General features: G+C 65.3%; 21 protein-coding genes and 1 pseudogene. 2 read left to right on the forward strand and 20 right to left on the reverse strand.

The features are described from left to right. Positions 1–11 precede the first annotated feature (11 nt). From J7367_RS08935 to rlmD, 10 genes are all read right to left on the reverse strand, one after another. Positions 12–1,283 (reverse strand): NAD(P)/FAD-dependent oxidoreductase, encoded by a 1,272-nt coding sequence (locus J7367_RS08935; RefSeq protein ID WP_057660844.1) that lies wholly within the window; start codon positions 1,281–1,283, stop codon positions 12–14. Positions 1,284–1,378: 95 nt separating this feature from the next. After that, positions 1,379–1,585 (reverse strand): cold-shock protein, encoded by a 207-nt coding sequence (locus tag J7367_RS08940; protein WP_003488188.1) that lies wholly within the window; start codon positions 1,583–1,585, stop codon positions 1,379–1,381. Between the two features lie 87 nt (positions 1,586–1,672). Further along, on the reverse strand, positions 1,673–2,425 hold the full coding sequence (locus J7367_RS08945; RefSeq protein ID WP_057660841.1) for an S-methyl-5'-thioinosine phosphorylase: 753 nt from the start codon (positions 2,423–2,425) through the stop codon (positions 1,673–1,675). An 87-nt stretch (positions 2,426–2,512) separates the two neighbouring features. Next, positions 2,513–3,067, reverse strand: coding sequence for a hypoxanthine-guanine phosphoribosyltransferase (locus tag J7367_RS08950; RefSeq protein WP_017155614.1), 555 nt, complete (start codon positions 3,065–3,067; stop codon positions 2,513–2,515). Next, positions 3,067–4,071 (reverse strand): beta-N-acetylhexosaminidase, encoded by a 1,005-nt coding sequence (gene nagZ, locus J7367_RS08955; RefSeq protein WP_057660838.1) that lies wholly within the window; start codon positions 4,069–4,071, stop codon positions 3,067–3,069. The genes J7367_RS08950 and nagZ overlap by 1 nt, the downstream gene beginning before the upstream one ends. Before the next feature lie 117 nt (positions 4,072–4,188). Then, on the reverse strand, positions 4,189–5,766 hold the full coding sequence (locus J7367_RS08960) for a cryptochrome/photolyase family protein (RefSeq protein ID WP_057660835.1): 1,578 nt from the start codon (positions 5,764–5,766) through the stop codon (positions 4,189–4,191). A 180-nt stretch (positions 5,767–5,946) separates the two neighbouring features. After that, positions 5,947–6,981 (reverse strand): FAD-dependent oxidoreductase, encoded by a 1,035-nt coding sequence (locus J7367_RS08965; protein ID WP_057660832.1) that lies wholly within the window; start codon positions 6,979–6,981, stop codon positions 5,947–5,949. A gap of 16 nt (positions 6,982–6,997) precedes the next feature. Then, complete coding sequence (locus J7367_RS08970; protein WP_042806154.1) at positions 6,998–7,681, reverse strand: DsbA family oxidoreductase; 684 nt, start codon at positions 7,679–7,681, stop codon at positions 6,998–7,000. A gap of 215 nt (positions 7,682–7,896) precedes the next feature. Continuing rightward, positions 7,897–8,394 carry a CYTH domain-containing protein gene (locus tag J7367_RS08975; RefSeq protein WP_022559776.1) on the reverse strand — a complete coding sequence of 166 codons (498 nt, stop codon included), beginning with the start codon at positions 8,392–8,394 and terminating at the stop codon, positions 7,897–7,899. 175 nt (positions 8,395–8,569) lie between these two features. After that, entirely contained in the window at positions 8,570–9,904 is a 1,335-nt protein-coding gene (gene rlmD, locus J7367_RS08980; protein ID WP_057660829.1) for a 23S rRNA (uracil(1939)-C(5))-methyltransferase RlmD, read from the reverse strand. 159 nt (positions 9,905–10,063) lie between these two features. Here rlmD and J7367_RS08985 point away from each other — a divergent pair, with 159 nt between their 5' ends. Further along, complete coding sequence (locus J7367_RS08985) at positions 10,064–10,786, forward strand: response regulator (protein ID WP_057660826.1); 723 nt, start codon at positions 10,064–10,066, stop codon at positions 10,784–10,786. 396 nt (positions 10,787–11,182) lie between these two features. Here the strand turns inward: J7367_RS08985 and recO are convergent, their stop codons facing one another. From recO to rpoE, 9 genes are all read right to left on the reverse strand, one after another. Next, the gene (gene recO, locus J7367_RS08990; RefSeq protein WP_022559779.1) at positions 11,183–11,905 is read right to left on the reverse strand and encodes a DNA repair protein RecO; all 723 of its coding nucleotides are present in this window, start codon (positions 11,903–11,905) and stop codon (positions 11,183–11,185) included. Between the two features lie 232 nt (positions 11,906–12,137). Beyond that, positions 12,138–13,037: a GTPase Era gene (gene era / locus J7367_RS08995; protein ID WP_003488210.1), complete on the reverse strand. Its 900-nt coding sequence runs from the start codon at positions 13,035–13,037 to the stop codon at positions 12,138–12,140. Then, on the reverse strand, positions 13,034–13,714 hold the full coding sequence (gene rnc, locus J7367_RS09000) for a ribonuclease III (RefSeq protein WP_008574282.1): 681 nt from the start codon (positions 13,712–13,714) through the stop codon (positions 13,034–13,036). The genes era and rnc overlap by 4 nt, the downstream gene beginning before the upstream one ends. Further along, positions 13,704–14,111: a DUF4845 domain-containing protein gene (locus tag J7367_RS09005; protein WP_011050845.1), complete on the reverse strand. Its 408-nt coding sequence runs from the start codon at positions 14,109–14,111 to the stop codon at positions 13,704–13,706. Before J7367_RS09005 ends, rnc begins: the two co-directional genes overlap by 11 nt. After that, entirely contained in the window at positions 14,112–14,912 is an 801-nt protein-coding gene (lepB, locus tag J7367_RS09010) for a signal peptidase I (RefSeq protein ID WP_007970507.1), read from the reverse strand. Between the two features lie 97 nt (positions 14,913–15,009). Continuing rightward, complete coding sequence (lepA, locus tag J7367_RS09015) at positions 15,010–16,800, reverse strand: translation elongation factor 4 (RefSeq protein WP_033481242.1); 1,791 nt, start codon at positions 16,798–16,800, stop codon at positions 15,010–15,012. 182 nt (positions 16,801–16,982) lie between these two features. After that, a complete protein-coding gene (locus tag J7367_RS09020; RefSeq protein WP_057660823.1) occupies positions 16,983–18,560 on the reverse strand; it encodes a DegQ family serine endoprotease in 1,578 nt (525 codons plus the stop codon). Between the two features lie 109 nt (positions 18,561–18,669). Next, positions 18,670–19,563, reverse strand: a complete 894-nt coding sequence (locus J7367_RS09025) for a sigma-E factor negative regulatory protein (RefSeq protein ID WP_057660821.1) — start codon at positions 19,561–19,563, stop codon at positions 18,670–18,672. Beyond that, complete coding sequence (gene rpoE, locus J7367_RS09030) at positions 19,560–20,180, reverse strand: RNA polymerase sigma factor RpoE (RefSeq protein WP_007962205.1); 621 nt, start codon at positions 20,178–20,180, stop codon at positions 19,560–19,562. Before rpoE ends, J7367_RS09025 begins: the two co-directional genes overlap by 4 nt. Positions 20,181–20,415: 235 nt before the next feature. Here rpoE and J7367_RS09035 point away from each other — a divergent pair, with 235 nt between their 5' ends. Beyond that, on the forward strand, positions 20,416–22,497 hold the full coding sequence (locus J7367_RS09035; RefSeq protein ID WP_057660816.1) for a 3-hydroxyacyl-CoA dehydrogenase NAD-binding domain-containing protein: 2,082 nt from the start codon (positions 20,416–20,418) through the stop codon (positions 22,495–22,497). A 155-nt stretch (positions 22,498–22,652) separates the two neighbouring features. Here J7367_RS09035 and J7367_RS09040 read toward each other — a convergent pair. Next, positions 22,653–24,203, reverse strand: a pseudogene (locus J7367_RS09040) (TonB-dependent receptor); the annotation flags it as partial. Positions 24,204–24,293 lie beyond the last annotated feature (90 nt).

The following is a 24,293-nucleotide window of genomic DNA, read 5'->3' on the forward strand; positions in this document are numbered from 1 at the left end:
ACCGGTCGATGCTATGGCCGTGCAAGTGCTTCGGCGTTAACGTCGGCCAGCCGCGCGACTGGCTGCGCCAAGGTCTCGACAAATTCAGGCGCCAGCGCCAGCTTGCCGAACCAACCGTGCTGGGTGCCGCTGAGCACACGCAACATGTGCCCGCGTCCACCCGGCACGCGTCCCATCGGGCGTAGCAGCAGATCGCGGCCATGTGCCCACAGATCGCGTTCGGACTGGAACAGCGGCGTCAGCCAGCGGCTCCAGCGGTGATAGATCGCCACGTGCGCCTGGCGTTCGCGCTGGTAGCGCTGCAAGGCATCGTCCAGATCGGCGCCGGCGCGCAACGCATCGCGCATCGCCAATGCGTCCAGCAGCGCCATGTTCACGCCCTGCCCCAACTGCGGGCTCATCGCATGCGCGGCATCGCCGGCAAGCACGAAGCGGCCGCGATGCCAGCGCGACACCACAGCATCGCGATAGCTCGCGCGCGCCAGTGCACCATGCACCTGCACCGTGGCAAGCCGCGCGTGTGCTTCCGGCCACATCTGTGCCACCTCGTCGCGCCAGGCGGCAATGCCGCGCTGTTCCCACGCAACGAAATCGCTGCACGGCAGGCTCCAGAAAAAGCTCAGCCGCGGCGTGTCGTCGCCCGGGCGCGTGCCCACCGGCAACAGGCCGATCATCTTGCGTGCGCCGATATAGCGCTGGCGCAATTCGTCCACGAACGGCCAGTCTTCGCGTGGCAGCAGGCACCAGAGCGCCCCCCATGGATATACCCGATCCAGCTGCGTTCCCTGTGCCTGCGCACGCAACGTGGAAGCCGAGCCATCGGCGGCGATGATCAGATCGAAGGGGCCATGCCACTGCCCGCGTTGATCCTGCACGCGCACGCCCGCGTGGTCGATCGCGGTGATCTGCGTGTCCACATGCAGTTGCGCGTGCTGCGGCCAGGCCTCGCGCAGCAGCGTAAACAAGGCGCCGCGCTGCATGCCCACACCCATCAGGCGCGGATCCAGATCGCGGTACTGCATGTCCATCACCGCGCGCCCGCACGGCGTGTCGCCATACAGGCGGCGCACCGGCGCTCCATGCGCAAGCGCCTGCGGCAGCAAGCCCATGTTCCAGAGCACCTGCAACCCGCTGGGTTGCAGCAGAAAACCGGCGCCCACCGGCCCGGGTGCAGCTGCGCGCTCGAAGACCTCCAGCTGATGCCCGTCGGCGCCGAGCAGCACGGCCAATGCCTGCCCCGCCGTTCCGTAGCCCACTACCGCAATACGTAATGCTCGTTGCATCGTCCCTGCCCTGTCTGGCGATCGCTGCCCGCGCACAATCGGCGCAAAAAAAACCCCGCCGTGGCGGGGTTTTTCAACCGCACAATCGAGTCAGATTACTCGACCGGCGTGATGTTCGAAGCCTGGGCACCCTTGGGGCCCTGGGTCACGTCATAACTGACGCGCTGGCCTTCCTGCAGGCTGCGGAAGCCCTTGGAATTGATCGCGGAGAAGTGCGCGAAGACATCGGCGCTGCCGTCCTCCGGTGAGATGAAGCCAAATCCCTTGGCGTCGTTGAACCACTTGACGGTACCGTTCGGCATGGTGATGCGAGACCTTTGCAATAATTAATGGGTGGTGTACGGCGGTGCGTACGCGCCGAGTATGCAAAGCTTATGCCCCGATGACAATCACCCGCGTGCAAGTTCGCCAATCAGCTCGGGCAGCCCGGACGAAGCCGCATCGACGTTGGCCAACACCTCGGCCATGGTGATTTCCTGCGCGTCGCCGCAACCGGCCGCCCAGTTGGCCACGATCGCCAAACACGCATATTCCAAGCCTTTTTCGCGTGCCAGCCCAGCTTCGGGCATGCCGGTCATGCCCACCAGATCGCAGCCGTCGCGACGCATGCGTGCGATCTCTGCAACCGTTTCCAGTCGCGGTCCTTGCGTTGCACCGTAGCAGCCGCCCGCCACCAGCGTGACGCCGGTCACTTTGGCTGCCGCAATGACCTTGCTGCGAAACATCGGCGAATACGGGTGGCCGAAATCCACGTGCTGCACCTCGCTTCCAGGCTCTTCGCAGAACGTGGACACGCGGCCCCAGGTGTAGTCGATCAACTGATCCGGGCACGCCAACACGCGCGGGCCAAACTGTTCGGTGATCCCACCCACGGTGTTGAGCGCCAGCACCCGCGAGGCGCCGATTTGCTGCAGTGCAGCGATGTTTGCGCGATAATTGACCTTGTGCGGCGGCAGCGAATGGCCTTCGCCATGGCGCGCCAGGAAGGCCACGCGATGGCCGAGCAGCATACCGACGCGAATCGGCCCGGACGGCGCGCCGTAGGGCGTTTGGACTTCGTGCGATTGCACATCGTCCAGCTGCGCGAGCTTGTAGACACCCGTGCCGCCGATGACGGCCAATGCGATGGAATTTGCGGACACAACCGACCTCTGCAGCGAAAGACATGATGGGGAGCGCACGCGTGCGCGCCGAGCTGCCCGCAACGATGCGGGCATGGATTTGCAGCGTTACGGCTTCATCGCATAGATGGCAGGAATACCGCGCAGCTGCTCGTTGACGTCCATGCCGAAGCCGAACACGTAACGGTCGGGCACTTCCACGCCCACGTAATCGGCGCTCACGCCCGGCACGCAACGGTCGTGCCGCTTGACGGTCAACACCGCCACGCGCACGTCGGTGGCGCCCTGCTCCAGGCACCACTGGCGCACGCCCTGCAGCGTGTAGCCCTCGTCGAGAATGTCGTCGACCAGGATCACGCGGCGACCGAACAATGCGGTGGCCGGACGGTGCTTCCACACCAGTTCGCCGCCGGTGGTTTCGCCGCGGTACCGGGTGGCATGCAGGTAATCGAATTGCAGGTCCTGCCCGCGTGCGCCCAGCTCCAGCGCCAGCTGGCCGGAAAACGGCAGCGCACCGTGCATGATGGTGAGGTACACCGGCACTTCGCCGGCGTAGTCGCGTGCGATCGCATCGGCGATGGTGGCAACGGCGGCATCGATGGCGGGACGGTCGACCAGCAGATCGGCTTGGGCCAGGGCCTGGGAAATGGTGAGCGTGGACATCAGGCAGTTGTTCCGAAATGGGCAGAAGGAGGAGTGGTGAATGAGGCGTCGGTGCCGGCGAGCAGGCCATCCCAGCCCAGTGCGCCACGGCCGATCAGGCCGATCAATGCAGCGGTATTGAGGCTGCGGCCCTGCACGGCCTGCAGCGATTCGGAGACCAGCTCCGGGTGGCACACCAGCACCACGTCGCAGCCGGCATCCAGATGCGCATGCACCCGGCCCGCCACGCCGCCGGCACTGAAGGAGGCGGCCATGCCGATGTCGTCGGAAAAGACCACCCCGCGGAAGCCCATCTGGCCGCGCAGGATCTGCTCGATCCAGCGCTGCGAATAGCCGGCCGGCTCCGGCGCGACCTGCGGGTAGACCACGTGCGCCATCATCACGGCGTCGGCGCCGGCCTCGATTCCCGCCACGAACGGCACCAGGTCTTCGGCCTGCAGCACCTCCAGCGGCCGTGGGTCGCTGGCGTGATCGACGTGGGTATCTTCCAGCACGGTGCCGTGGCCGGGGAAATGCTTGAGCGTGGCGGCCATGCCGGCGCCGTGCAGCGCCTGCACATAGGCACGCGTGAAGGTGGCCACGATCTGCGGGTCGTCGCTGAAGGCGCGATCGCCGATGGCGCGGTTGCCGCGGCCCAGGTCCACCACCGGCGCAAAGCTCAGGTCCACGCCGCTGGCGCGGACCTCGCTGGCCATCAACTGCGCATGCGCGCGCGCGGCGGCCAGTGCTGCCTCCGGGTCCTGCGCGTACTGCGCACCGAAGCTTTGCAACGGCGCCAGCGCGCTGAATCCTTCGCGAAACCGCTGCACGCGCCCGCCTTCCTGGTCCACGCAGATCAGCACCGGGCGCGGCGCGGCGGCGCGAATGGCGGCCGACAGCTCGGCCACCTGGGTGCGCGAAGCGAAGTTGCGCTTGAACAGCACCACGCCGGCAACCGCATCGTGCTGCAGCCAATCGCGTTCCTGTGCGCTGAGTTCGGTACCGGCAACGCCGATCAGAAGCATGTTGGGGGACTCCCGGGCCAGGCGCCATGGTGGCGCAGCGCGGCATTGTCGCAGATGCGCGTGGCAGAGTCAGATCGCGCATTCAGCTGCGCGCCCCTGCGGGCGCTGCGGGTAGGCTCACAGCCCCTCGAGGTGGGCGCGCCAATGCGCGGCCTGGGCCTGTACTTGTGCCAAGACTTCGGGGGCCATCCCGTCGAGCTGGCGGTACGGCAGCGCCAGGCGTTCGTTGGCGGCCAACAGCGGGCGCTGGCGCTGCAGGAAATCCCAATACAGCGCGTTGTACGGGCAGGCGTTCGGGCCGACCCGCAACTTGCGTTGATACCGGCAACCACCGCAGTAATCGCTCATGCGATCGATGTAGGCCGCGCCGCTGATATACGGCTTGCTGCCGAGCAGGCCGCCATCGGCGAACTGGCTCATGCCCACCGTATTGGGCAGCTCCACCCACTCGAAGGCGTCGATGTAAACGCCTAGATACCAGCGATGCAGGGCCTGCGGATCCAGCCCCGCCAGCAGCGCAAAATTGCCGATCACCATCAGCCGCTGGATGTGATGCGCATGCGCGTTGGCCAAAGAATTGCCGACCGCATCGGCCAGGCAGCGCATGCCGATCTGCCCGTCCCAGAACCAGTGCGGCAGCGGCGCATGCTGGTCGAGACGATTCGATTCCGCGTAGCCGGGCATCTGCGACCAGTACACACCGCGCACGTACTCGCGCCAGCCCAGAATCTGCCGGATGAAGCCTTCCACCGCCGCCAACGGCGCATGCCCTTGCCGCCATGCCGCTTCGGCGCGCGCAATCACCTCGTGCGGTTGCAGCATCTTGACGTTGAGCGCGAACGAGAGCAACGAATGGAACAGGCGCGGGCTACGCGTGCTCATGGCATCTTCAAAGCGGCCGAAATTGGACAATGCATGCGCGATGAAAGCGTCCAGATGCTGCAAGGCTTCGTCGCGATCCAGCGGCCATGGCAGGGCTTGCGCGTTCGGTGCGCCAAAGCTGCGCACGCCGGCGGCTTGGATCGTGTGCCACAGCGCGCTGTGATCGTGGGTCGTGCGCCAATCCTGGGGGGCAGGCGGGTGGCCCGGCCACGGCGCACGGTTGTCGTGGTCGAAGTTCCAGCGCCCACCTTCCGGCTCGCCTGCTGCATCGAGCAGGATGCGATGCTGGCGCCGCATACGCCGATAAAACACTTCCATGCGCCATGGGCTGCCAGTGCGAAAACAGGCGGCGACTTCGTTGCGCGCGGTCAGGAAATGTTCGCTGTCGACCATGCGCGTGGCAAAGGGTTGCGCGGTGCTCCAGTGCTGTAGTGCTTCGTCCAGCCGCCATTCGTCCGGGGACTGGTACTCCAGATGGTCGGCGCGGTAATGCGCCATCAATGCCTCGAGGTTGCGCGGGATCGACTGCCGGTTGCTGGCGTTGTCGATCGTCACATAGCGCACCCGATGCCCTGCACGCCGCAAGCCTGCGGCGAACGCGCGCATGGCCGCGAAGATCGCCAGGACCTTCTGCGCGTGATGCAGTACGTAGTCGGTTTCCTGCCGCACTTCCATCAACACATAGACCACCCCCGCATCGCGCGTGGCGAACCAGCTGTGCTGCGGATTGAGCTGGTCGCCCAGGATCAAGCGCAGCGTATGGGCCGGCGTTTGTGGATTGGTTTGCGCGATAAGTGCGCTGGAATCATGCATCAGAGTGACGCCCGATCATGCCGGATGCAGGGGCGCGTCCGGGCCGATGCGGCGCACGGGCACGCCTTCGACCCGAAAAAAATATTCGCGTCACCGGGGATGCATGCACGAACGACTGCCATGACCGCGGTATGGCCAAGCACCGCATCACCCTTTAGTTCTGCGCTGCTTGGCACAGCGTCAGTCGCAAGCGCTGTGCGGCGCGTCGCCGGCAGACACATGCCGGGCCAGCGCCATTCCACTCTGCCATGCCCCCTCCACCTTGCCGCCTGCCAACCAGTCGCCACACATGCCCACGCCAAGCTGCGCGTCCCAGACGCAGCCGATCTGCAATGCGGGGTCGCTGCTGGCGACTTTCCAGAAAAAAGCATCGCAGGACCGCGGTATCGGCAAACCGAGCGCCGCCAGCTCCGGCACGAGGCTGGCGATGACGTGCCCAGGCATGGCATCGCAATGCGCCTGGCTCCACTCGGCCGTTGCATGCAGCAGCCAGGTCTCCGCACCCGTACGCGCGGGCTTGCTGGAGTTGCGCGCCACCCAGCGTAATGCGCCGGCATTGACGAACAGCGCGTCGTAACCTGGATCGATTGGCACATCGAAGCGCGCCATCACCGCCCATGCAGGCTGCATGCGCACCTGCTCGGCAATCGTCCGCAACGCAGGCGCGGCCTGCGCGAGCAACGCAGCCGCCCTCGGTGCCGGGACGGCCAGCAGCACCGTATCGAACAGAGGCTCTGCAGCGTCTTGCGACACCGCTACGCGCCACCCCTGCCGGCTGCGCCGCAGCGCGTGCACCTCGGCACACAGACGCACATCCAACTGCGCGGCCAGCGTACGCGCCGGCGCGGTCATCTCGGGAACACCTACATAACGCGTCAGCGCGCTCTGTGGTCGGCGCAACCGCGTACCGTCCCAGCTTGCGATACGTGCCTGCCAGGGCGCGGCAATACCGGCATCGATCCAGGCATCCACGACCGCTGCAAATGCAGGATCGCGCGCGGTGAAATACTGCGCTCCGTGATCGCATTGCCACTGCTCGGCGCTGTAGTGGCGCGTGCGGCCACCCGGGGTCTGGGCCTGATCGAACACCGTCACCGCATGGCCGCCCGCCTGCAGCTGCTGCGCGCAGACCAGCCCGGCCAGCCCGGCGCCAATCACGGCGATCGTCTGCACGCGGTCGGGCGGTGTCATGCCATCGCGCAGGTGCCGGTGCATGCGGCAGGCATGCGTGTCACACCGCGCAGCCGTCGGGTCCGCAGGCATCAGGGCCGCCGACTGGCGTCGATTCGGCTGCCAACTGCAGCAGCGCCTGCGCAAAACTTTCCGGCGGCTGCGCGCCCTGGATCAGTGCACGGCCGTCGATCACGAAACTGGGCACTGCGCGGATGCCCAACGCGTCGGCCTGCGCTAGCTGCGCTTGTACCTCGACGGCGCCTTCGTCCGATTCCAGCATCGCCTGCACACGCGCCGCCGCAAGGCCGCCGGCCTCACCGGCACGCACCAGCGTGTCGGTCGCGCCGACGTTACGGCCTTCGGCAAAATGCGCATGGAACAGCGCTTCCATGACCGCATCCACATCGCCCTCGTGGCTGGCCAGCCAGATCAAACGATGCGCACGCAGCGTGCTCACCTGCACCTGCCCACGGCCAAAATCCAGCGGCAAGCCCTCCGCCTGCGCGGTGGCCTGGGTCTGCGCCAGGATCTGCTCGACCCGTGCCGTACCGCCGAACTTCAGCGCCAGCGCCTCGCGCAATGGCGTCGGCTCCAGACCGGCATCCGGATCAAGCTGGAACGCGTGGTAGTGAATATCCAAGGCCGGCGCCTGCGCACCAAGCGCTGCGAGGGCGGCCTGGAAACGGCGTTTGCCGATCCAGCACCAGGGACACACTACGTCGGACCAGATGTCGATGCGCATGAGCTGGGGTTCGTTCGTGGTGATTTGGGATTGGCAGAGCATAGACGGGATTCTGCACTCGCAAACGTTTGCCACTGCTGAAATTGGGGAGCGATGATGAAGCGCTGCAAAGCACCCTGGTGCCGCGCATCATCTGTTCTTACGAATCACCAATTGCACCTCAGGCCTCCAAGGCGCCGAGCCGCGTGCCCGCCTTTGCGAGTCCCAATCCCGAATCACAGATCCCCGTTCCACTGCTTGAACGGATGCGAGGCCAGGGCCAGGTTGTAGTAGCGCACGTCGTCGGTGACTTCGGTCCCGACCCATTCCGGCGTGGCGAATGCTTCGTCGGGGCGTTCGAGTTCGATCTCGGCCACGATCAGGCCGGCGTTGTCGCCGAGGAATTCGTCCACTTCCCACACATGGCCCTGATAGGCGACCAGATGCCGGCGTTTGTCGATCAGGCCGCCCACGCACAGCGCCAGCAATGCGCGTGCATCGGCAAGTGGAATCGGATATTCGAACTCCTGCCGCGTATGCCCCACTTCGCGCGATTTCAGATTGAGAAATGCGCTTTCGCCCTGAATGCGCACCCGTACCGAGGCATGCTGCATGCCACTGCGCAGCGCCGCCTGGTCGTTGATATAGCCCTGCGCCATCGGAATCACCGCATGCGCGGCATCGCGCCAGCCATCGCCGGTGACCAGGAATTTGCGTTCGATTTCTAGAGGCATGGGATTCGGGAGTGGGGATTCGTTGAAGCAGGAGCAGTGCCAGTCACCTCAAATCTTATCGATCCACGGATTGCAGTCGGATCCGGACTCAACAGCGAGCGACATGCGCGAAACGACAGTTGCGACGCAGAGCGAAGGTGTTCGCTTTTGCCAATCCCCAATGCCCAATCCCGAATCACCGCCTCTCAAACACCGCAATGCTTTCCACGTGCGCGGTGTGCGGGAACATGTCCATCGCGCCAGCCGAGACCAGCGTGAAGCCCTGCTCGTTGACCAGATAACCGGCGTCGCGCGCCAGCGAGCCAAGATGACAGCTCACATAGACGATGCGCTGGAACGTCTTCAACGGCAACTGCTGCAGCACTTCCAGGGCGCCCGAGCGCGGCGGGTCCAGCAGCAGCTTGTCGAAGCCCTGGCGCATCCAGGGTGCGCTGCGCTGATCCTGGGTCAGGTCGGCGGCGTAGAACTGCGCATTGTCCAGGCCATTGCGCTGGGCGTTTTCCTTCGCCCGTGCCACGAGTCCGGCGTCGCCTTCCACACCTACCACTTCGCGCACCACGCGCGCCAACGGCAGGGTGAAGTTGCCCAGGCCGCAGAACAGGTCCAGCACGCGGTCGTCGGGCTTGGCATCCAGCAGCGCGACTGCATGCGCGATCATCTTCTGATTGAGCGACGCGTTGACCTGAATAAAGTCCAGCGGCCGGAACGCCAGTTCCACATCCCACTGCGGCAAGCGGAACGATAGCGGCACTTCCTGCGGCCACAGCGGATGCACGCTGTCCACCCCGCCGGGCTGCAGAAAAATCGTAAAGCCGTGCTCCTGGGCAAATGTGATCCAGCTCTGGCGGTCGCGCTCGCTGAGCGGCTGCATATGCCGAATGGTCAAGGCCACCGCATCGTCGCCAGCGATGAATTCGATCTGCGGAATGTCGCGCTTGCCATCCATGCCTTCGATCAGCGCGGCAAGCAAGGGGATCTTCTCGCCGATCTGCGGAATCACCGTGTAGCAAACGGACAGATCGGCCACGAACCGCGGGTCGAGCTCACGAAAGCCGACCAAGGTCTTGTCCTTCTTCTCGACACGACGCACCGAGAACCTGCCCTTGCGCCGATACCCCCAGTTGTCGCCGGTCAGCGCAGGCAGCACGGCTTGCGGAGTGACATGACCGATACGTTCCAGGTTGTCCATGAGTACGCGCTGTTTGGCCACGATCTGCTGCGATTCCTCCAGATGCTGCAACACACAGCCTGCGCAGACGCCAAAGTGCGGGCAGCGCGGGGTGACCCGCTGCGGCGATGCCTCCAGCACCCCCACGGTCTTGGCCTCATCGAAATGCCGGCTACGGGCGGTGGGTTCGGCGCGCACCAACTCGCCCGGCAAGGCGCCGCTGATAAAGGTGACCTTGCCGCCCTCGCCATCGCGGCGGGCGACCCCGCGGCCGTCATGGCTCAGGTCGGTGACCGCGGTCTGGAAGGGGGTTCGGTCGAGACGGTTTCTGGTTCTGGCCACGTGGCGACAAGCTGCGGGCAAAAAGGGTGCGTATTGTCGCAGATGCGATCGACGGAGGCCGCGCCGGTCAGCGCAACAATTGTCGCGCCCCACAAACACAGGCAAACTCCCGCTGCGCGCGACAAAATCAGGACGCGGCATCGCTGACAAGGAGGCAGCATGAACATGGCCACACGCCAGGAACCCCACCCACGCCTACTGCTGGTGGAAGACGACCCGATCAGCCGCGGGTTCTTACAGGCTGTCCTCGAAAGTCTCCCTGCCACGGTCGACTGTGCCGATTCCCTTTCTTCCGCACTCGACCGCGCGCGCGAACGTCGCCACGACCTCTGGCTGATCGACGTCAACCTCCCCGATGGCACCGGTAGTGGTCTGCTGCGTGCATTGCGCCTGCTGCACCCGGACGTGCCGGCACTGGCGCATACCGCCGACGCGACCATGTCGATGCAGAACAGCTTGCAGTCCGACGGGTTTCTGGAAATGCTGGTCAAACCGCTGACCTCCGAGCGCCTGCTGCAGGCGGTGCGGCGCGGCCTGGCACGTGGTCGCTACAGCGTGGCCCCGGTAGGCGTGCTGGACATCGCCGCCAGCGACTGGGACGAGACCGCTGCGCTGAGTGCGCTCAATGGCCAGCAGCATCATCTCAATGCCCTGCGCGAACTGTTCCTGGCCGAGCTACCGGGCACACGGGATGCGGTGGATTCGGCCTTGCAGATCAGCGACGAGCAGGCTTTACGCAGCCATCTTCATCGCTTGCAAGCCAGCTGCGGTTTTGTCGGCGCCTCACGGCTTGCCGGCGCAGTGCGCCTGCTGCGCGGCGACCCGCACTCGCGCACCGCGCGCACCCAATTCCATGCGGCGGTGGCTGCGTTGCTGCATTGAGCGAACCCATCGCAGCGCCTCGCCTGACGAGATGCGCGAGACGCCGGCGTCGGTGCGCTTCCGGCTCGCCGCCATGGTCGATGCATCGCCGTTTTGCTGATCGAGCTGCGTATTGCAGATAGCACCGGCTCCACTTGCAGGCGCTTGACGGCCTGGACGAGCTCCAGGCTCGACGCAGGGCGCATGCATTTGCTGCTCGCCCGGTCCACGTTGGAGAACGTGAGTGGCGGTCGTTGTCGGGTGCATGCCGAAGGGCTTTCGGAACCGACCGGCAAGGTGCTGCCGGTCGGTTCCGAGCACCCGCTTCGCTCAATTCGCTGCTCGGTCATGGTACGCCGGCCGCAGCTGGACTTATGTCCAGCGCAATCGCGCATGCGCGTCCAGCGCTTCGCGCCATCAACGACGGCGCGCGAGATCCTCGAGCATTTCCCAGGATTTCAGGCCACGCCCGCCCAGATGATGCAGCAGCACGCCGCGCATGCTGCGCCGCAGGCCGGGCATGTCGTCCGCGTCCGGCATGACGTCTTGGCCCAGCGCCAGCAGCGCCGCACCAGTGACGGTTTCGCGGCGATCCTGAGCTAGCCGTTCGCTCAACACGCGCAAGGCGCCGTCCTGCGGATCCAGCCGATACCGCGCTGCCGGGTCGATCGGCTGCCCGTCGCTGTCATGCTGTAGATCGAACGCGAAGCCCAGCCCCTCCAGCACGTCGCGCTCGAACCGGCGCAGGCCCCACGCCAACGGCAGATCGGACGCCAGGTGGCTACGTACCTGCGCATAACAGGCATAGAGTTCGGGCACTGGATCGTTACGCGGCGCCAGGCGCAGCAACAATTCGCTGATATAGAAACCGGCCAGCATGGTGTCGCCGGCCAGCCGCGGCGCGGTATCCAGGGCTTCGGCCTGGCGCAGCTGGGCCAGCTCGCCGCGCTGCACGGCGCTGAACTGGATCAGCTGCAAGGGCTGCAAAGCCGCGCGAAGCGCCTGCTTGCGCGGCCCCTGCACACCGCGCGCCAGCAGCCCCACCCGCCCGTGTTGCTCGGTCAGCACTTCCACCAGCAGGCTGGTCTCGCGCCAGGCCCTTACATGCAGCACGAACCCGCGCTCGTGCTCGATCAGCATGGGAGGAAAAGCCGGGATTGGGGACCCGCGACCGAGGACCCTGGAAAAGCGCCGGATCGGCCGTCGCCGTGCCGCGCGACGCGGCGATTGGGCGCCGAGCCAATGCCGTCAGCGCAGCACCCGAACCTGAAACAAACGAAACAACCTCTCCTCGGCAGCATGCCGGCCAACTGCCTGACCCAGCGTTTCCCGGGCCCCCGGTCCCGGGTCCCGGGTCCCGGCCTTCCCGGCCTCATTCGTACCCGAACGCCTTCAGCGCAGCCTCGTCGTCCGACCAGCCTTCGCGCACGCGCACCCAGGTTTCCAGGAACACCTTGGCACCGAACAGGCGCTCCATCTGCAGGCGCGCCTTGCCGCCAATTTCTTTCAACCGGGTGCCGCCCTTGCCGATCACGATCGCCTTCTGGCCTTCGCGCTCGACCCAGATCACCGCACCGATGCGCAGCAGCGCGCCATCTTCGGCGAAACGCTCGATCTCAACGGTGGTGGCATACGGCAGCTCTTCGCCGAGCTGACGCATCAGCTGCTCCCGCACCAGTTCGCCGGCCAAAAAGCGCTGGCTGCGGTCGGTGATCTCGTCTTCGCCGAACATCGCCTCGGCTTCGGGCACCAGCTTGAGCAGGTCGCCGACCAACGCGTCCAGGCCCTTGCGCTTGAGCGCGGACACCGGATGCACGGCGGCGAAGGTGCGCCCCTCGCTGACCTGGGCCAGGAACGGGAACAGCGCGGTCTTGTCCTTGAGCCGGTCGACCTTGTTCACCACCAGCACCACCGGCACGCCGGCGTCGCTGAGCACGCGGAACGCCAGCGTGTCTTCCTCGTCCCAGCGGCCGGCTTCGATCACCAGGACCGCCGCGTCCACCCCCTCGAGCGAGCCGCGCGCAGCGCGATTCATCACCCGGTTCATCGCGCGCTTCTGCTCGCGGTGCAAGCCCGGAGTATCTACCAGCACCAGCTGTCCTTCCGGGAAGGTGGCGATGCCCAGCAACCGATGGCGCGTGGTCTGCGGCCGGTTGGAGACGATGCTGACCTTCGCGCCGACCAGGGCGTTGGTCAGGGTGGACTTGCCGACATTGGGCCGGCCGATCACCGCAACGCTACCGCTGCGGTGAGGGGAAGTGATTTCGCTCACGTGTTTGAATCCAGTTGTGCGATGACAAGAGTCGCCGCCTGTTGCTCTGCGAGGCGACGCGAGGTGCCCTGGCCCTCGGCGCGGGCAACGGGCTGCTCCAGAATGCAGGCGACGTGGAACTGCTTGGCATGCTCGTCGCCGCTCTCGCTGATCAGCGCGTAAGTGGGCAGCGGCAGTTGCCGCGCTTGCAGCCATTCCTGCAGCCGGGTCTTGGGATCCTTTTCTGCCTTGCCCACCGGCAATGCCGCCAGCGACGCTTCGAACCACGGCAGCACCACTGCACGGCAACGCTCGAAACCGCAGTCCAGATAGATGGCCGCGACGATCGCCTCGACTGCATCGGCCAGGATCGAATCGCGCCGGTGACCACCGGACTTCAGCTCGCCCGGGCCAAGCGTGAGACGTTCGCCCAGATTGAGCGTACGCCCGATGACTGCCAACGCACCTTCGCGTACGAGCTCGGCACGTGCACGGGTCAATGCGCCTTCATCGGCCTTGGGCCAGCGTTGATACAGGGCCTCGGCGATCAGCAGGTTGACGATGCCGTCGCCGAGAAATTCCAGTCGCTCGTTGTGCGGCGTCCCGGCGCTGCGATGCCGCAGCGCCTGGGCGAGCAGAGCCGGATCGGCGAATGCGTGCCCGATCGGATCACCGCGCTGGAAGGTTCTATTCGACACCGCGCTTCGTCAGATCCTGTGCCGTATCGAACTTGCCGACCACATCCAGATTGCCAACCAGCTCACGGCGGACTTCGTAATTGACCTTCATGCGCCAGCCGCCTTCGATCCGCTCGAACTTGACGTTCTCACGCTTCACGCTTTCGGATGCATTGATATCGAGCCGCTTGAAGAACATTTCCTGCAACTTGGACGGATCCATGTCGGCACTGCCAGCCTCATTGGCCAGGCCCTTCATCGACGTACGCACTGCGTAATACTCCTGATACATCGGGAACAGCTTCATCCCGATGTACAGACCGAACCCCACCACCGCCAGCACCACCACGAACGACGTCAACGTCATACCGCTTTGCTTGCGCTTCATTGTGCTTCCCCTGGCACGCCGTGCGTGCATTTACTGGATTCCAGTCCCGATCCGCGATGGATCGAAACTCCCCTTGCAGAACCATCCTTCGCAATTGAGCCAGATCAGGAACGCCTTGCCGCGCAGATTGGCTTCCGGCAGAAAGTGCGTTTGGGTCCAGAACCGGCTGTCCTCGCTGTTGTCGCGATTATCCCCCATCACGAAATAGCTGTCCGCCGGCACGGTCCAGTCGCCCTGCCCGGCCGGCATGTTGCGGTCCAGCCATTCCAGCACGGTATGCGTGCGGCCCGGCAGGTCCTCGACCAGCAGCGTGGTGCCGGTCATCTCGGCGCCCTTGCCCTTGCCGATGTACTCGCCCTTGACCGTGTAATGCATCGGCTTGTCGTTGATGTACAGCGTATCGCCGTGGAAGCCGATCTTGTCGCCCGGCAGGCCCACCACGCGCTTGATCCAGTTCTGGTCCGGCGCGTGCGGCGGCTTGAACACCACCACGTCGCCGCGCTTGGGCTCGCCGGTGGGAATGAACTTGGTATTGGTGATCGGCAGGCGGAAACCGTAGGCGAACTTGTTGACCAGGATGAAATCGCCGATCAGCAGGTTGGGCATCATCGAACTGGACGGAATCTTGTACGGCTCGGCCACGAAGCTGCGCAGGATCAGCACCACTGCCAGCACCGGGAAGAAGGCGCGCGAGTAATCGATGATCGCCGGCTCGCTGTCCAGCAGGCCGGCACGCGCCGCACGGCGCTTGGCCAGAAACAGCTTGTCCAGCAGCCAGATGAAGCCGCTGCCCAGCGTCAGGACAACCAGGATGATTTCAAACCATTTCATTGATGTTCCTTCGGAACGGAATTCGGGATTGGAGATTGGGGATTCGCAACAGCAGGAAGGCGACGAGCCGTTGCCAATCCCGAATGACGAATCCCTGCTACTTGTCCATCTGCAGGACAGCCAGGAAGGCCTCCTGCGGAATCTCCACGCGGCCGACCTGCTTCATGCGTTTCTTGCCTTCTTTCTGCTTCTCCAGCAGCTTCTTCTTGCGCGAAACGTCGCCACCATAGCACTTGGCCAGCACGTTCTTGCGCATCGCCTTGACCGTGGAGCGCGAGATGATCTGCGAGCCGATCGCCGCCTGGATCGCCACGTCGAACATCTGCCGCGGGATCAGGTCTTTCATCTTTTCGCACAGCTCGCGGCCACGACGATCGGCATGGCTGCGGTGCACGATCAACGACAACGCATCGACCTTGTCGCCGTTGATCAGCACGTCCACGCGCACGAACGGGCCGGCATCGAAGCGCACGAAGTGGTAATCCAGCGAGGCATAGCCACGGCTGACCGACTTGAGCTTGTCGAAGAAATCCAGCACCACCTCGGCCATGGGCAGCTCATAGCTGATCTGTACCTGGCTGCCCAGGTAGTTGATGCCGATCTGGGTGCCGCGCTTTTCCTCGCACAACTTGATGATGTTGCCGATGTACTCCTCGGGCGTGAGGACGTTGGCGCGGATGATGGGCTCGCGGATTTCCTGCACCAGGTTCAACTGCGGCAACTTGGCCGGGTTATCCATGTTGATGACCGTGCCATCGGTCTTGAGCACTTCATACACCACGGTCGGTGCGGTGCTGATCAGGTCCAGGTTGTACTCGCGCTCCAGCCGCTCCTGCACGATTTCCATGTGCAGCATGCCCAAAAAGCCGCAGCGGAAACCGAAGCCCATTGCTTCGGAGCTTTCCGGCTCGAAGCGCAACGCGGCATCGTTCAGGCGCAGCTTGTCCAACGCTTCGCGCAGATCCGGGTAATCCTCGGCATCGACCGGGAACAGGCCGGCGAACACGCGCGGCTGCATTTCCTGGAAACCGGGCAAGGCATGCGGCGCCGGATCGCCGGCCAGGGTCAGGGTGTCGCCGACCGGGGCGCCGTGCACGTCCTTGATGGACGCGTTGATCCAGCCCACTTCGCCGGCGCCGAGCGCAGCCAGTTCCTTACGTTTGGGGGTGAACACGCCGACCTTGTCGACCAGATGGGTGCGACCGGTGGACATCACCAGGATCTTGCTCCCGGGCTTGATCTCGCCCTGCATCACGCGCACCAGCGAGACCACGCCCAGGTAGTTGTCGAACCAGGAATCGATGATCAGCGCCTGCAGCTTGTCGGTGTCGCGCGGCTTGGGCGGCGGGATGCGATGCACGATCGCTTCCAGCACCAGATCGATGTTCAGACCGGTCTTGGCGCTCACCGCCACCGCGTCTTCGGCATCGATGCCGATCACCGCCTCGATCTCGGCCTTGGCGCGGTCCACATCGGCCGTGGGCAGGTCGATCTTGTTGAGCACCGGCACTACTTCCAGGCCCTGCTCCACCGCGGTGTAGCAGTTGGCCACCGACTGCGCTTCCACGCCCTGCGCCGCATCCACTACCAGCAGCGCACCTTCGCACGCAGCCAGCGAGCGGCTGACTTCATAGGAGAAGTCGACGTGCCCGGGGGTGTCGATGAAATTCAGGTGGTAGGTCTGCCCGTCCTTTGCCGTGTACGGCAGGGACACCGACTGCGCCTTGATGGTGATGCCGCGTTCGCGCTCGATCGGGTTGGAGTCGAGCACCTGGGCTTCCATCTCGCGCGCCTGCAGGCCGCCGCACAGCTGGATGATGCGGTCGGCCAGGGTGGATTTGCCGTGGTCGACGTGGGCAATGATGGAGAAATTGCGGATGTTCCGCATTGAATCAGAGGACATTGAGGTGGGCGCCGGCGCAGCCGTCGTCAGGGTAACGCAGCATTATCGCACGCCCGGCCCCTTTGGGGCCGGGGATTGGGGAATCGGGATTTGGGAATCGCAAAGCAGGGCGGGCCGCGTAGTGCGGACCCGCTGCTGCCAATCCCGATTCCCAATCCCGGCCTCCCTCAGCCGCCGGCCTTCAAGGCCACGTAGCTGGTCGCCTTGCCGTCGGTCACCAGCAGCATGACCACGTCGCCCTTCTTGTAGCTGGACAGGGCGCGGTTGAGCTCGGCGACGCTGCCGACCTTGGTCCGGCCCACGCGGGCGATGACCAGCCCCGGCGACAGCGGCGGCTGGGTGCTGCGCGCCGCCGCGCCGGTGACCGCGGCAATACGCACACCCTCGCCCGCTTCCAGGCCCAGGCGGCTGCGTTCGGCGGCGGTCAGGTCGGCGACTTGCAGGCCGAGCAATTCCACGCTGGCCGGGGCGCCGGGCTTGGCCTCCTCGGCGGCGGTGCGCGGCGCGGCGTTCCCGGTGCCGTCCTGCAACGGCGCCAGGGTGACCGTCACGGTGCGCGGCTTGCCGTCGCGCAAGACGTCCAGGGTCACCTTGGTGCCGGGCGCCATCAGCCCGATCATTGGCGGCAGATCGCTGGCGACATCGATCGACTTGCCGTTCACCGCACGGATCACGTCGCCCACCTCGATGCCGGCCTTGGCCGCCGGGCTACCGGCAGGAATATCGTTGACCAGGGCACCACGGCTATCCGGCAAGCCCAGGCCTTGCGCCTTGAGCGAGTCGATCGGGCCGACCGCCACGCCCAGCATGCCGCGACTCACATGGCCGGTGGCCTTGATCTGCTCGGCCGCGCTGAAGGCCAGGTCGATCGGGATCGCGAAACTGATGCCCATGTAGCCGCCGGATGCGGAGAAGATCTGCGAATTGATGCCGACCACTTCGCCACGCGTGTTGAGCAGCGGGCCGCCGGAATTACCCTGGTTGATCGCCACGTCGGTCTGGATGAAGGGCACGTAGCGCTGGTCGGCGTACGGATTGCTGCGGCCGGTGGCGCTGACGATGCCGGCGGTGACCGAGTGGTCCAGGCCGAACGGCGAGCCGATCGCCACCACCCACTGCCCCGGCTTGAGCGTGTTGGAATCGCCCAGGCGCACGGTCGGCAGGCCCTTGGCCTCGATCTTCAGCAGCGCCACGTCGTATTGCTCGTCGCTACCGACCACCTTGGCCTTGAACTCGCGGCGGTCGGTGAGCTTGACGGTCACCTCGCTGGCGCCATCGACCACGTGATGATTGGTCAGGACGTAGCCGTCGGCCGAGATGATGAAGCCCGAGCCCATCGACTTGCCGGCGATGCCGCCGTCGTCATCGCCGCCACCGGGCCCCTGGCGCGGACCGCCCGGCATCTGGAAATCCGGTCCGAAAAAGCGGCGGAAGAATTCCGGCATCTGTTCGTCATCCGGCATCGCGCCACCTCCACGACCACCCGGGCCGCTGCGCTGCTGACGCGCCATGGCATCCTTGCGGGTAATGGTGGTTTCGATATTGACCACACCCGGGCCGACCTGCTCGACCAGATTGGTGAAGTCCGGCAGCCCCGCCACCAGCTGCGGCGCTGGCGTGGCACTGCGATTGGCAGCAATCGGGGCGACGTCCTTGGCAGCGGGTGCGGGCTGCTGCGCGCAGGCCGCCAGCGGCAGGGTCATGGCGATCAGGCCGAACATCTGGGTGCGGATGCGATGGTTCATCAGGTTGCCTCCGATGGCAGGGCGAGAGGAGCCGGAACCCGCGTAGCGACACGGGCCCGGCACGATAACGGAAGGGAGATAGCCGAACGGATGAAGGCCGGCGACAGGGTCAGTCCTGCGGGGCCGGCGCCGGTGCCGGGCGGTTCGGCGCCGGACTGGCGACTGCCTGTGGCGCGGGTTCGAACGGATAGAACGCCGTGCCGGGTCGGCTCTGGCGGAAACTGGCGTTGAGCGGGCTTTCGCCAGCCCCGGACAAGGCCGCGCGCGGCCACGGGCGTGCCTGCAGCGTTGTATCCGGATGCGTAAACGGGTTGGACGGCGTCGCCGCAACCGCAGATGAGGTCTCCGTGGGTGCCGGTACCGCCGCAGCGACCATGCGGGTCGGCGCCTGCTGCTGACGCGCCGCCGCACTGCGTGCGACTTGCTGGTTGCGCGTTGCCGCGCCGCGCCGAGTAGATGCCAGCGCAGCGGCAGGTACGGCTGCAGCGAGCGCGGCCACCTCATCCGGCGTCCCCGGAGCCGGTGCGGCCGGTGCCTTCGGAGCCACAGGGGCCTGCGGCGTTTGCGAGGAAGGCGGAAGCTGGGCAGCGGTGGCATAGACGGGTGTTTCAGCACCGGGCGCGGCGGTGTCCGGCAGGCGCTCGCGCGCCAGGAACATGGCGATCGCCGCGACCGATGCGGCAATCGCTGCACCGCCGCCCCAGCGCCAACGTGCGCCTGGGCGGGCCGCCGGCTGTGCTTGCGGTGCCGGCTCCTCGGCAATGGCGCCGCGCACACGCGCCGCAAAATCCAGCGGCGCCGGCGCACTGGCGGCACCGCGCAGCACATCGCCGCACAACTGCCAGCGCTCGTGGCAGCCGGCCAATTCTTCGTCGTGGGCCAGACGGCGCAGCAAAAAGCGCGACTCGTCGGCGCTCAACTCGCCGTCGACCAGCGCAGACAGCTGCTGGCGATAGTGAAGTTCGAATTTGTCGGTAGTGGACATGGCAGGGTTATGGCTCATACGCGGTGTCGCTCACGGGTAGCGCTTTCGGTCTCCAGCAGAGGCCGCAGCTCGATATCGATGGCCTCGCGCGCCCGGAAAATGCGCGAGCGCACCGTTCCGATCGGGCAATCCATCTTTCGCGCGATGTCCTCATAGCTCAGCCCTTCCACCTCGCGCAGGGTGATGGCCGACCGAAGTTCTTCCGGTAGCGCTTGGACCGCGCGCATCACCGTTTGTTCCAGCTCCTGTCGCATCAATTCGCGCTCCGGGGTATCGGTGTCGCGCAACCGGGTCGCTCCATCGAATTGTTCGGCATCGCTGATCTCGATGTCGTCGGTGGGCGGGCGGCGGTTGTGCGCAACCAGATGGTTCTTGGCAGTGTTGACGGCAATGCGGTGCAGCCACGTATAGAACTGGGCGTCGCCCCGAAAACTGTTGATCGCGCGGTAGGCGCGCACAAACGTGTCCTGGGCAACGTCCTGGCATTCGCTCCAGTCGGCGATGTAGCGCCCGATCAAGGCAACGATCCGATGCTGGTATTTGCGCACCAGCACATCGAACGCCGCGCTTTCGCCGCGCTGCACACGCCGGACCAGTTCCAGGTCCAGCTCCTGAGGTGTATCGACTTCGGCCATGTCGGGCCACACTCCTGTCAGCCCACCGAAGTCGGGCAATGAGACCACCATTGAAAAGAAAAGTTCATACCGATCCGTACGACCGTCACGCATCAGGGTAGCGGCAGCGATGCACCGCTGGCGACGCCGCGCGCAAGCGCGGATCTGCCCTGTCGACAGGTACGGGTATTTGACGTGAAGGAAACAACCTCTGGATGATAACGACCTTTCCTTCTATCGCCGGACGGCTAGACGCATGCTTCCAGGTTTCGACGGGCTCCGATTCAGCCATTGGCAGGCCGATCTGCGCGAGGACGGCGTGGTCGTGCTCAGCCTCGATCGGCAGGGCGCACCGGTTAACGCATTTTCGCAAGAGGTACTGCTGGAGCTGGGCGCCTTGGTCGAGCGGCTGGCGCTGGATCCGCCGACCGGTGTGGTGCTGCGCTCGGGCAAGCCCAACGGCTTCATCGCCGGTGCCGATCTGAAGGAATTCCAGGAATTCGACCGCAAGGGCACGGTCAACGATGCGATCCATCGCGGGCAGCAGGTCTTCCAGAAGCTGGCCGAACTACCGTGCCCCACCGTCGCGGCGATCCATGGCTTCTGCATGGGTGGCGGCACCGAAATCGCGCTGGCCTGCCGCTACCGCGTGGCCTCCGACGATGGCAGTACGCGCATCGGACTGCCGGAAACCAAGCTCGGCATCTTCCCCGGTTGGGGCGGCAGCGCCCGCTTGCCGCGCCTGATCGGTGCGCCGGCCGCAATGGATCTGATGCTCACTGGTCGCACAGTGTCGGCCAAGGCCGCGCGCGCGATGGGCCTGGTCGACAAGGTCGCCGCGCCTGCCGTGCTGGTGGATGTGGCCGCCAGCCTGGCGCTCGCCGGCACCACGCATGCGTTCAAGCAGCGCGCTACCGCATGGGCCACCAACACCTTGCTGGCGCGCAAACTACTGGCGCCGCAGATGCGCAAGCAGGTGGCGCGCAAGGCGCGCAAGGAGCATTACCCGGCGCCCTACGCCTTGATCAACGTCTGGGAGCGGGCGGGCGGTAGCGGCAACCAGGCGCGCTTGGCGGCCGAGCGCAAGGCAGTGGTCAAACTCGCCAGCACGCCGACCGCACGCAACCTGATCCGGATCTTCTTCCTGACCGAGCGTCTGAAAGCGCTGGGCGGCAAGGACGCAGCCGGCGTGGCCGCAGCCCCGATTCGCCATGTGCATGTGATCGGCGCCGGCGTCATGGGCGGCGATATCGCGGCCTGGGCGGCTTACAAGGGCTTCGACGTCACGTTGCAGGATCGCGAGCAGCGTTTTATCGATACGGCGCTGACACGTGGTGGCGAGCTGTTCGCCAAGCGTGTCAAGGACGACGCCAAGCGACCAGCAGTGGCGGCGCGTCTGCGCGGCGACCTGGCCGGCGCGGGCGTGACGCAGGCCGATCTGGTGATCGAGGCGATCATCGAAAACCCGCAGGCCAAGCGCGATCTGTATCAATCGATCGAGCCGCAACTCAAGCCGGATGCATTGCTGACGACCAATACCTCGTCGATTCCGCTGACCGACTTGCGTGGCCACATCCAGCGCCCGGCGCAATTTGCCGGCCTGCACTACTTCAACCCGGTGGCGATGATGCCGCTGGTGGAAATCGTGCAGCACGATGGCCTGGATCCGGCCAACGTCGCGCGCCTGGCTGCGTTCTGCAAGACCTTGGACAAGTTCCCGGTGCCGGTGGCCGGCACGCCGGGGTTCCTGGTCAACCGGGTGCTGTTCCCCTACCTGCTCGAAGCGGCCACCGCGTATGCCGAGGGCATTCCCGGCCCGGTGCTGGACAAGACGGCAGTGAAGTTCGGCATGCCGATGGGGCCAATCGAATTGATCGACACCGTGGGCCTGGATGTGGCGGCAGGCGTAGGTGCCGAGTTGGCGCCATTCCTGCGTTTGCCCATCCCGGCGGCACTGGCGACCGTGGAAGCCGGCAAGCGCGGCAAGAAGGACGGCCAGGGCCTGTACAAGTGGGAGAACGGACGCGCCGTCAAACCCGAGGTTGCCAGCGGTTACGCCGCACCGGCAGATTTGGAAGATCGCTTGATCCTGCCGCTGCTCAACGAAGCGGTAGCGTGCCTGTATGACGCCGTGGTGGCCGACGCAGACCTGCTGGACGCCGGCGTCATCTTCGGCACAGGTTTCGCACCTTTCCGTGGCGGCCCGATCCAATACATCCGCAGCGTCGGCGCAGACGCGCTACTGGAGCGTCTGCAGGCCTTGCATGCCCGTTACGGCGAACGCTTCGCGCCGCGCCCGGGTTGGGACTCACCGTTGTTGCGGGAGGCTGCGGCGTAAGCCACACGCTCATCTTCCGCCTCGAGCAGGCGCTATTCGCGGTGGTAAACGGTGCGGATCGTGCGCAAAGACAACCAGACGCAGCTTGGCTCAGGTACAAAAAAGAACGGCGGGCCAAGGCCCGCCGTTCCCGTTTTACCTCACTGCAACGCGACTCAGAAACGCAGACCCACACTGGTGAAGAAGTAGCGTCCGGCCTGGTCGTAACCACCCAGCGAATTGGCATTGAAGGTCAAGCTGCCACCCACCAGCGGCGGCTCCTTGTCGGCAATGTTGTTGATACCCAGGGTCCAGGTGACGTAATCGCCGAGCTGCATCGACCCGGAGAGATCGAAGTAGTTGTACGCCGACACCTTGTTGTCCTGATTGACCAAGCGCACGTCGGTGGTACCGGCAGTGCCGTCGGTGTTCTGATAGTCCAGCTCACCGATGTAACGCCAGCGCAGACCAACGGTGTAACGATCGAAGCTGTAGCGGGTGCTCAGCACATGCCGCCATTCGGCACTGTTGCATGCCACGTTCACCACGCCAGCGCAGTCGTAGGTCACCTGCTGCACGCCCGGAACCGGCTCGTATTCCTGCTTGATGGCATAACTGCCCATCATCGAGGCAGTCAGGCGTCCGGGCCCGATGCTCCAGGCATAGGAGGCCGTCAGATCCACGCCCTGGAAGTGCAACGACCCAAAGTTGTCCTGGGAGTTGAAAATCAGGCCGGAGGTGTCCACGTCGCTGCCGCGGAACAGGTCGCCGGTCGTGGCATTGCGGCGGATGCGGCTACATAGGTCCGCATTACCGGTCACACCGCAGGCGGTCAGGATGTTGGAAGAACCAATGGCACGGATCGCATCGTCAATCTTGATGTCGTAGTAATCCACGCTCAGATCCAGCCCCTTGACCGGGCTGGCAGCGAATCCGATGGTCCAGGTATTGGCGGTTTCCGGCTGCAGCGCGGTGTTGCCGCCGCCGATCTCGTTGTACTGCCCTGCCGGATTGGCCGCCACGCGCCCGTACTGCGCGGCCGTGACGCCGGTGTTGGCGCACTGCGCCTGGGTAAACGTGGGATTGGCCCCTGCGCAGGGGTCGCTGCCGCTCCACAGTCCGATCGTGTTTTCGTTGTAAAGCTCGGTGATGTTGGGCGCACGGATGGCACGATTCCAGCCTGCACGCAAATGGTACTTGCCATCCGCGAAGGTCGCGCCCAGACCCGCCTTGTACGTACTCACGCCGCCGGAGATGTCGTAGTCCGAATAGCGATAGCCAAGCTGCATGTCCAGCTGATCCAGGCTGCCCGCTTGCGCCAGCAACGGCACTGCGCCTTCCAGGAACAGTTCCTTGACGCTGATATCGCCGGAGACGTTGGAGGTCGGACCACCCAGGCCGGTGAAATTGCCGGTCTGCATATTGCTGTCGGCAACACGCTTGAAGGTTTCGGTACGGGTTTCCACACCGCCGACGACGCTGATCGGGTTATCGCCCGCCCACGGCAGGCTGTAGCCAAAATTGCCGGTGACGTAGGCATTGAAGACACGCATCGAGGTCTCGTAATTGACGATACCCACGCCCTGCAATGCCTGCGCCTGCTCGGCGGTGACGCTGTCGTTCCAGACGCTGTACGGCACGCAGCCATCGAAGGATCCCGGCTGGCAGCCCAGCAATGCATCGCGCACCCGGGTGGTCACGAAATCGTTGATGTTTTCCGACTTGGTGGGGTAATCCCCCCACTTTTAGCGGTCGCCAGAAGTGGAGCTAAGCGGCCATCGCCAACTTCATGGCAGGCGTGATGCCGCCGAGCGCCA

Source organism: Xanthomonas sp. D-36-1, assembly GCF_017746155.1.
In the GTDB taxonomy this organism is placed as follows: domain Bacteria; phylum Pseudomonadota; class Gammaproteobacteria; order Xanthomonadales; family Xanthomonadaceae; genus Xanthomonas; species Xanthomonas cissicola.

Coding starts and splice junctions, on each gene's coding strand:
- J7367_RS08940 (WP_003488188.1), bottom strand. CDS start 1,585: ATGCCGAACGGTACCGTCAAGTGGTTCAACGACGCCAAGGGATTTGGC.
- J7367_RS08965 (WP_057660832.1), bottom strand. CDS start 6,981: ATGCACCGGCACCTGCGCGATGGCATGACACCGCCCGACCGCGTGCAG.
- recO (WP_022559779.1), bottom strand. CDS start 11,905: ATGCTGATCGAGCACGAGCGCGGGTTCGTGCTGCATGTAAGGGCCTGG.
- J7367_RS08970 (WP_042806154.1), bottom strand. CDS start 7,681: ATGCGCATCGACATCTGGTCCGACGTAGTGTGTCCCTGGTGCTGGATC.
- J7367_RS09020 (WP_057660823.1), bottom strand. CDS start 18,560: ATGAACCATCGCATCCGCACCCAGATGTTCGGCCTGATCGCCATGACC.
- lepA (WP_033481242.1), bottom strand. CDS start 16,800: ATGCGGAACATCCGCAATTTCTCCATCATTGCCCACGTCGACCACGGC.
- nagZ (WP_057660838.1), bottom strand. CDS start 4,071: ATGCTTCTGATCGGCGTTGCCGGTACCGAACTCAGCGCACAGGAACGC.
- J7367_RS08950 (WP_017155614.1), bottom strand. CDS start 3,067: ATGTCCACGCTCACCATTTCCCAGGCCCTGGCCCAAGCCGATCTGCTG.
- J7367_RS09005 (WP_011050845.1), bottom strand. CDS start 14,111: ATGCACGCACGGCGTGCCAGGGGAAGCACAATGAAGCGCAAGCAAAGC.
- J7367_RS08960 (WP_057660835.1), bottom strand. CDS start 5,766: ATGCATGATTCCAGCGCACTTATCGCGCAAACCAATCCACAAACGCCG.
- J7367_RS09025 (WP_057660821.1), bottom strand. CDS start 19,563: ATGAGCCATAACCCTGCCATGTCCACTACCGACAAATTCGAACTTCAC.
- J7367_RS08975 (WP_022559776.1), bottom strand. CDS start 8,394: ATGCCTCTAGAAATCGAACGCAAATTCCTGGTCACCGGCGATGGCTGG.
- J7367_RS08985 (WP_057660826.1), top strand. CDS start 10,064: ATGAACATGGCCACACGCCAGGAACCCCACCCACGCCTACTGCTGGTG.
- J7367_RS08935 (WP_057660844.1), bottom strand. CDS start 1,283: ATGCAACGAGCATTACGTATTGCGGTAGTGGGCTACGGAACGGCGGGG.
- lepB (WP_007970507.1), bottom strand. CDS start 14,912: ATGAAATGGTTTGAAATCATCCTGGTTGTCCTGACGCTGGGCAGCGGC.
- rpoE (WP_007962205.1), bottom strand. CDS start 20,180: ATGGCCGAAGTCGATACACCTCAGGAGCTGGACCTGGAACTGGTCCGG.
- J7367_RS09035 (WP_057660816.1), top strand. CDS start 20,416: ATGCTTCCAGGTTTCGACGGGCTCCGATTCAGCCATTGGCAGGCCGAT.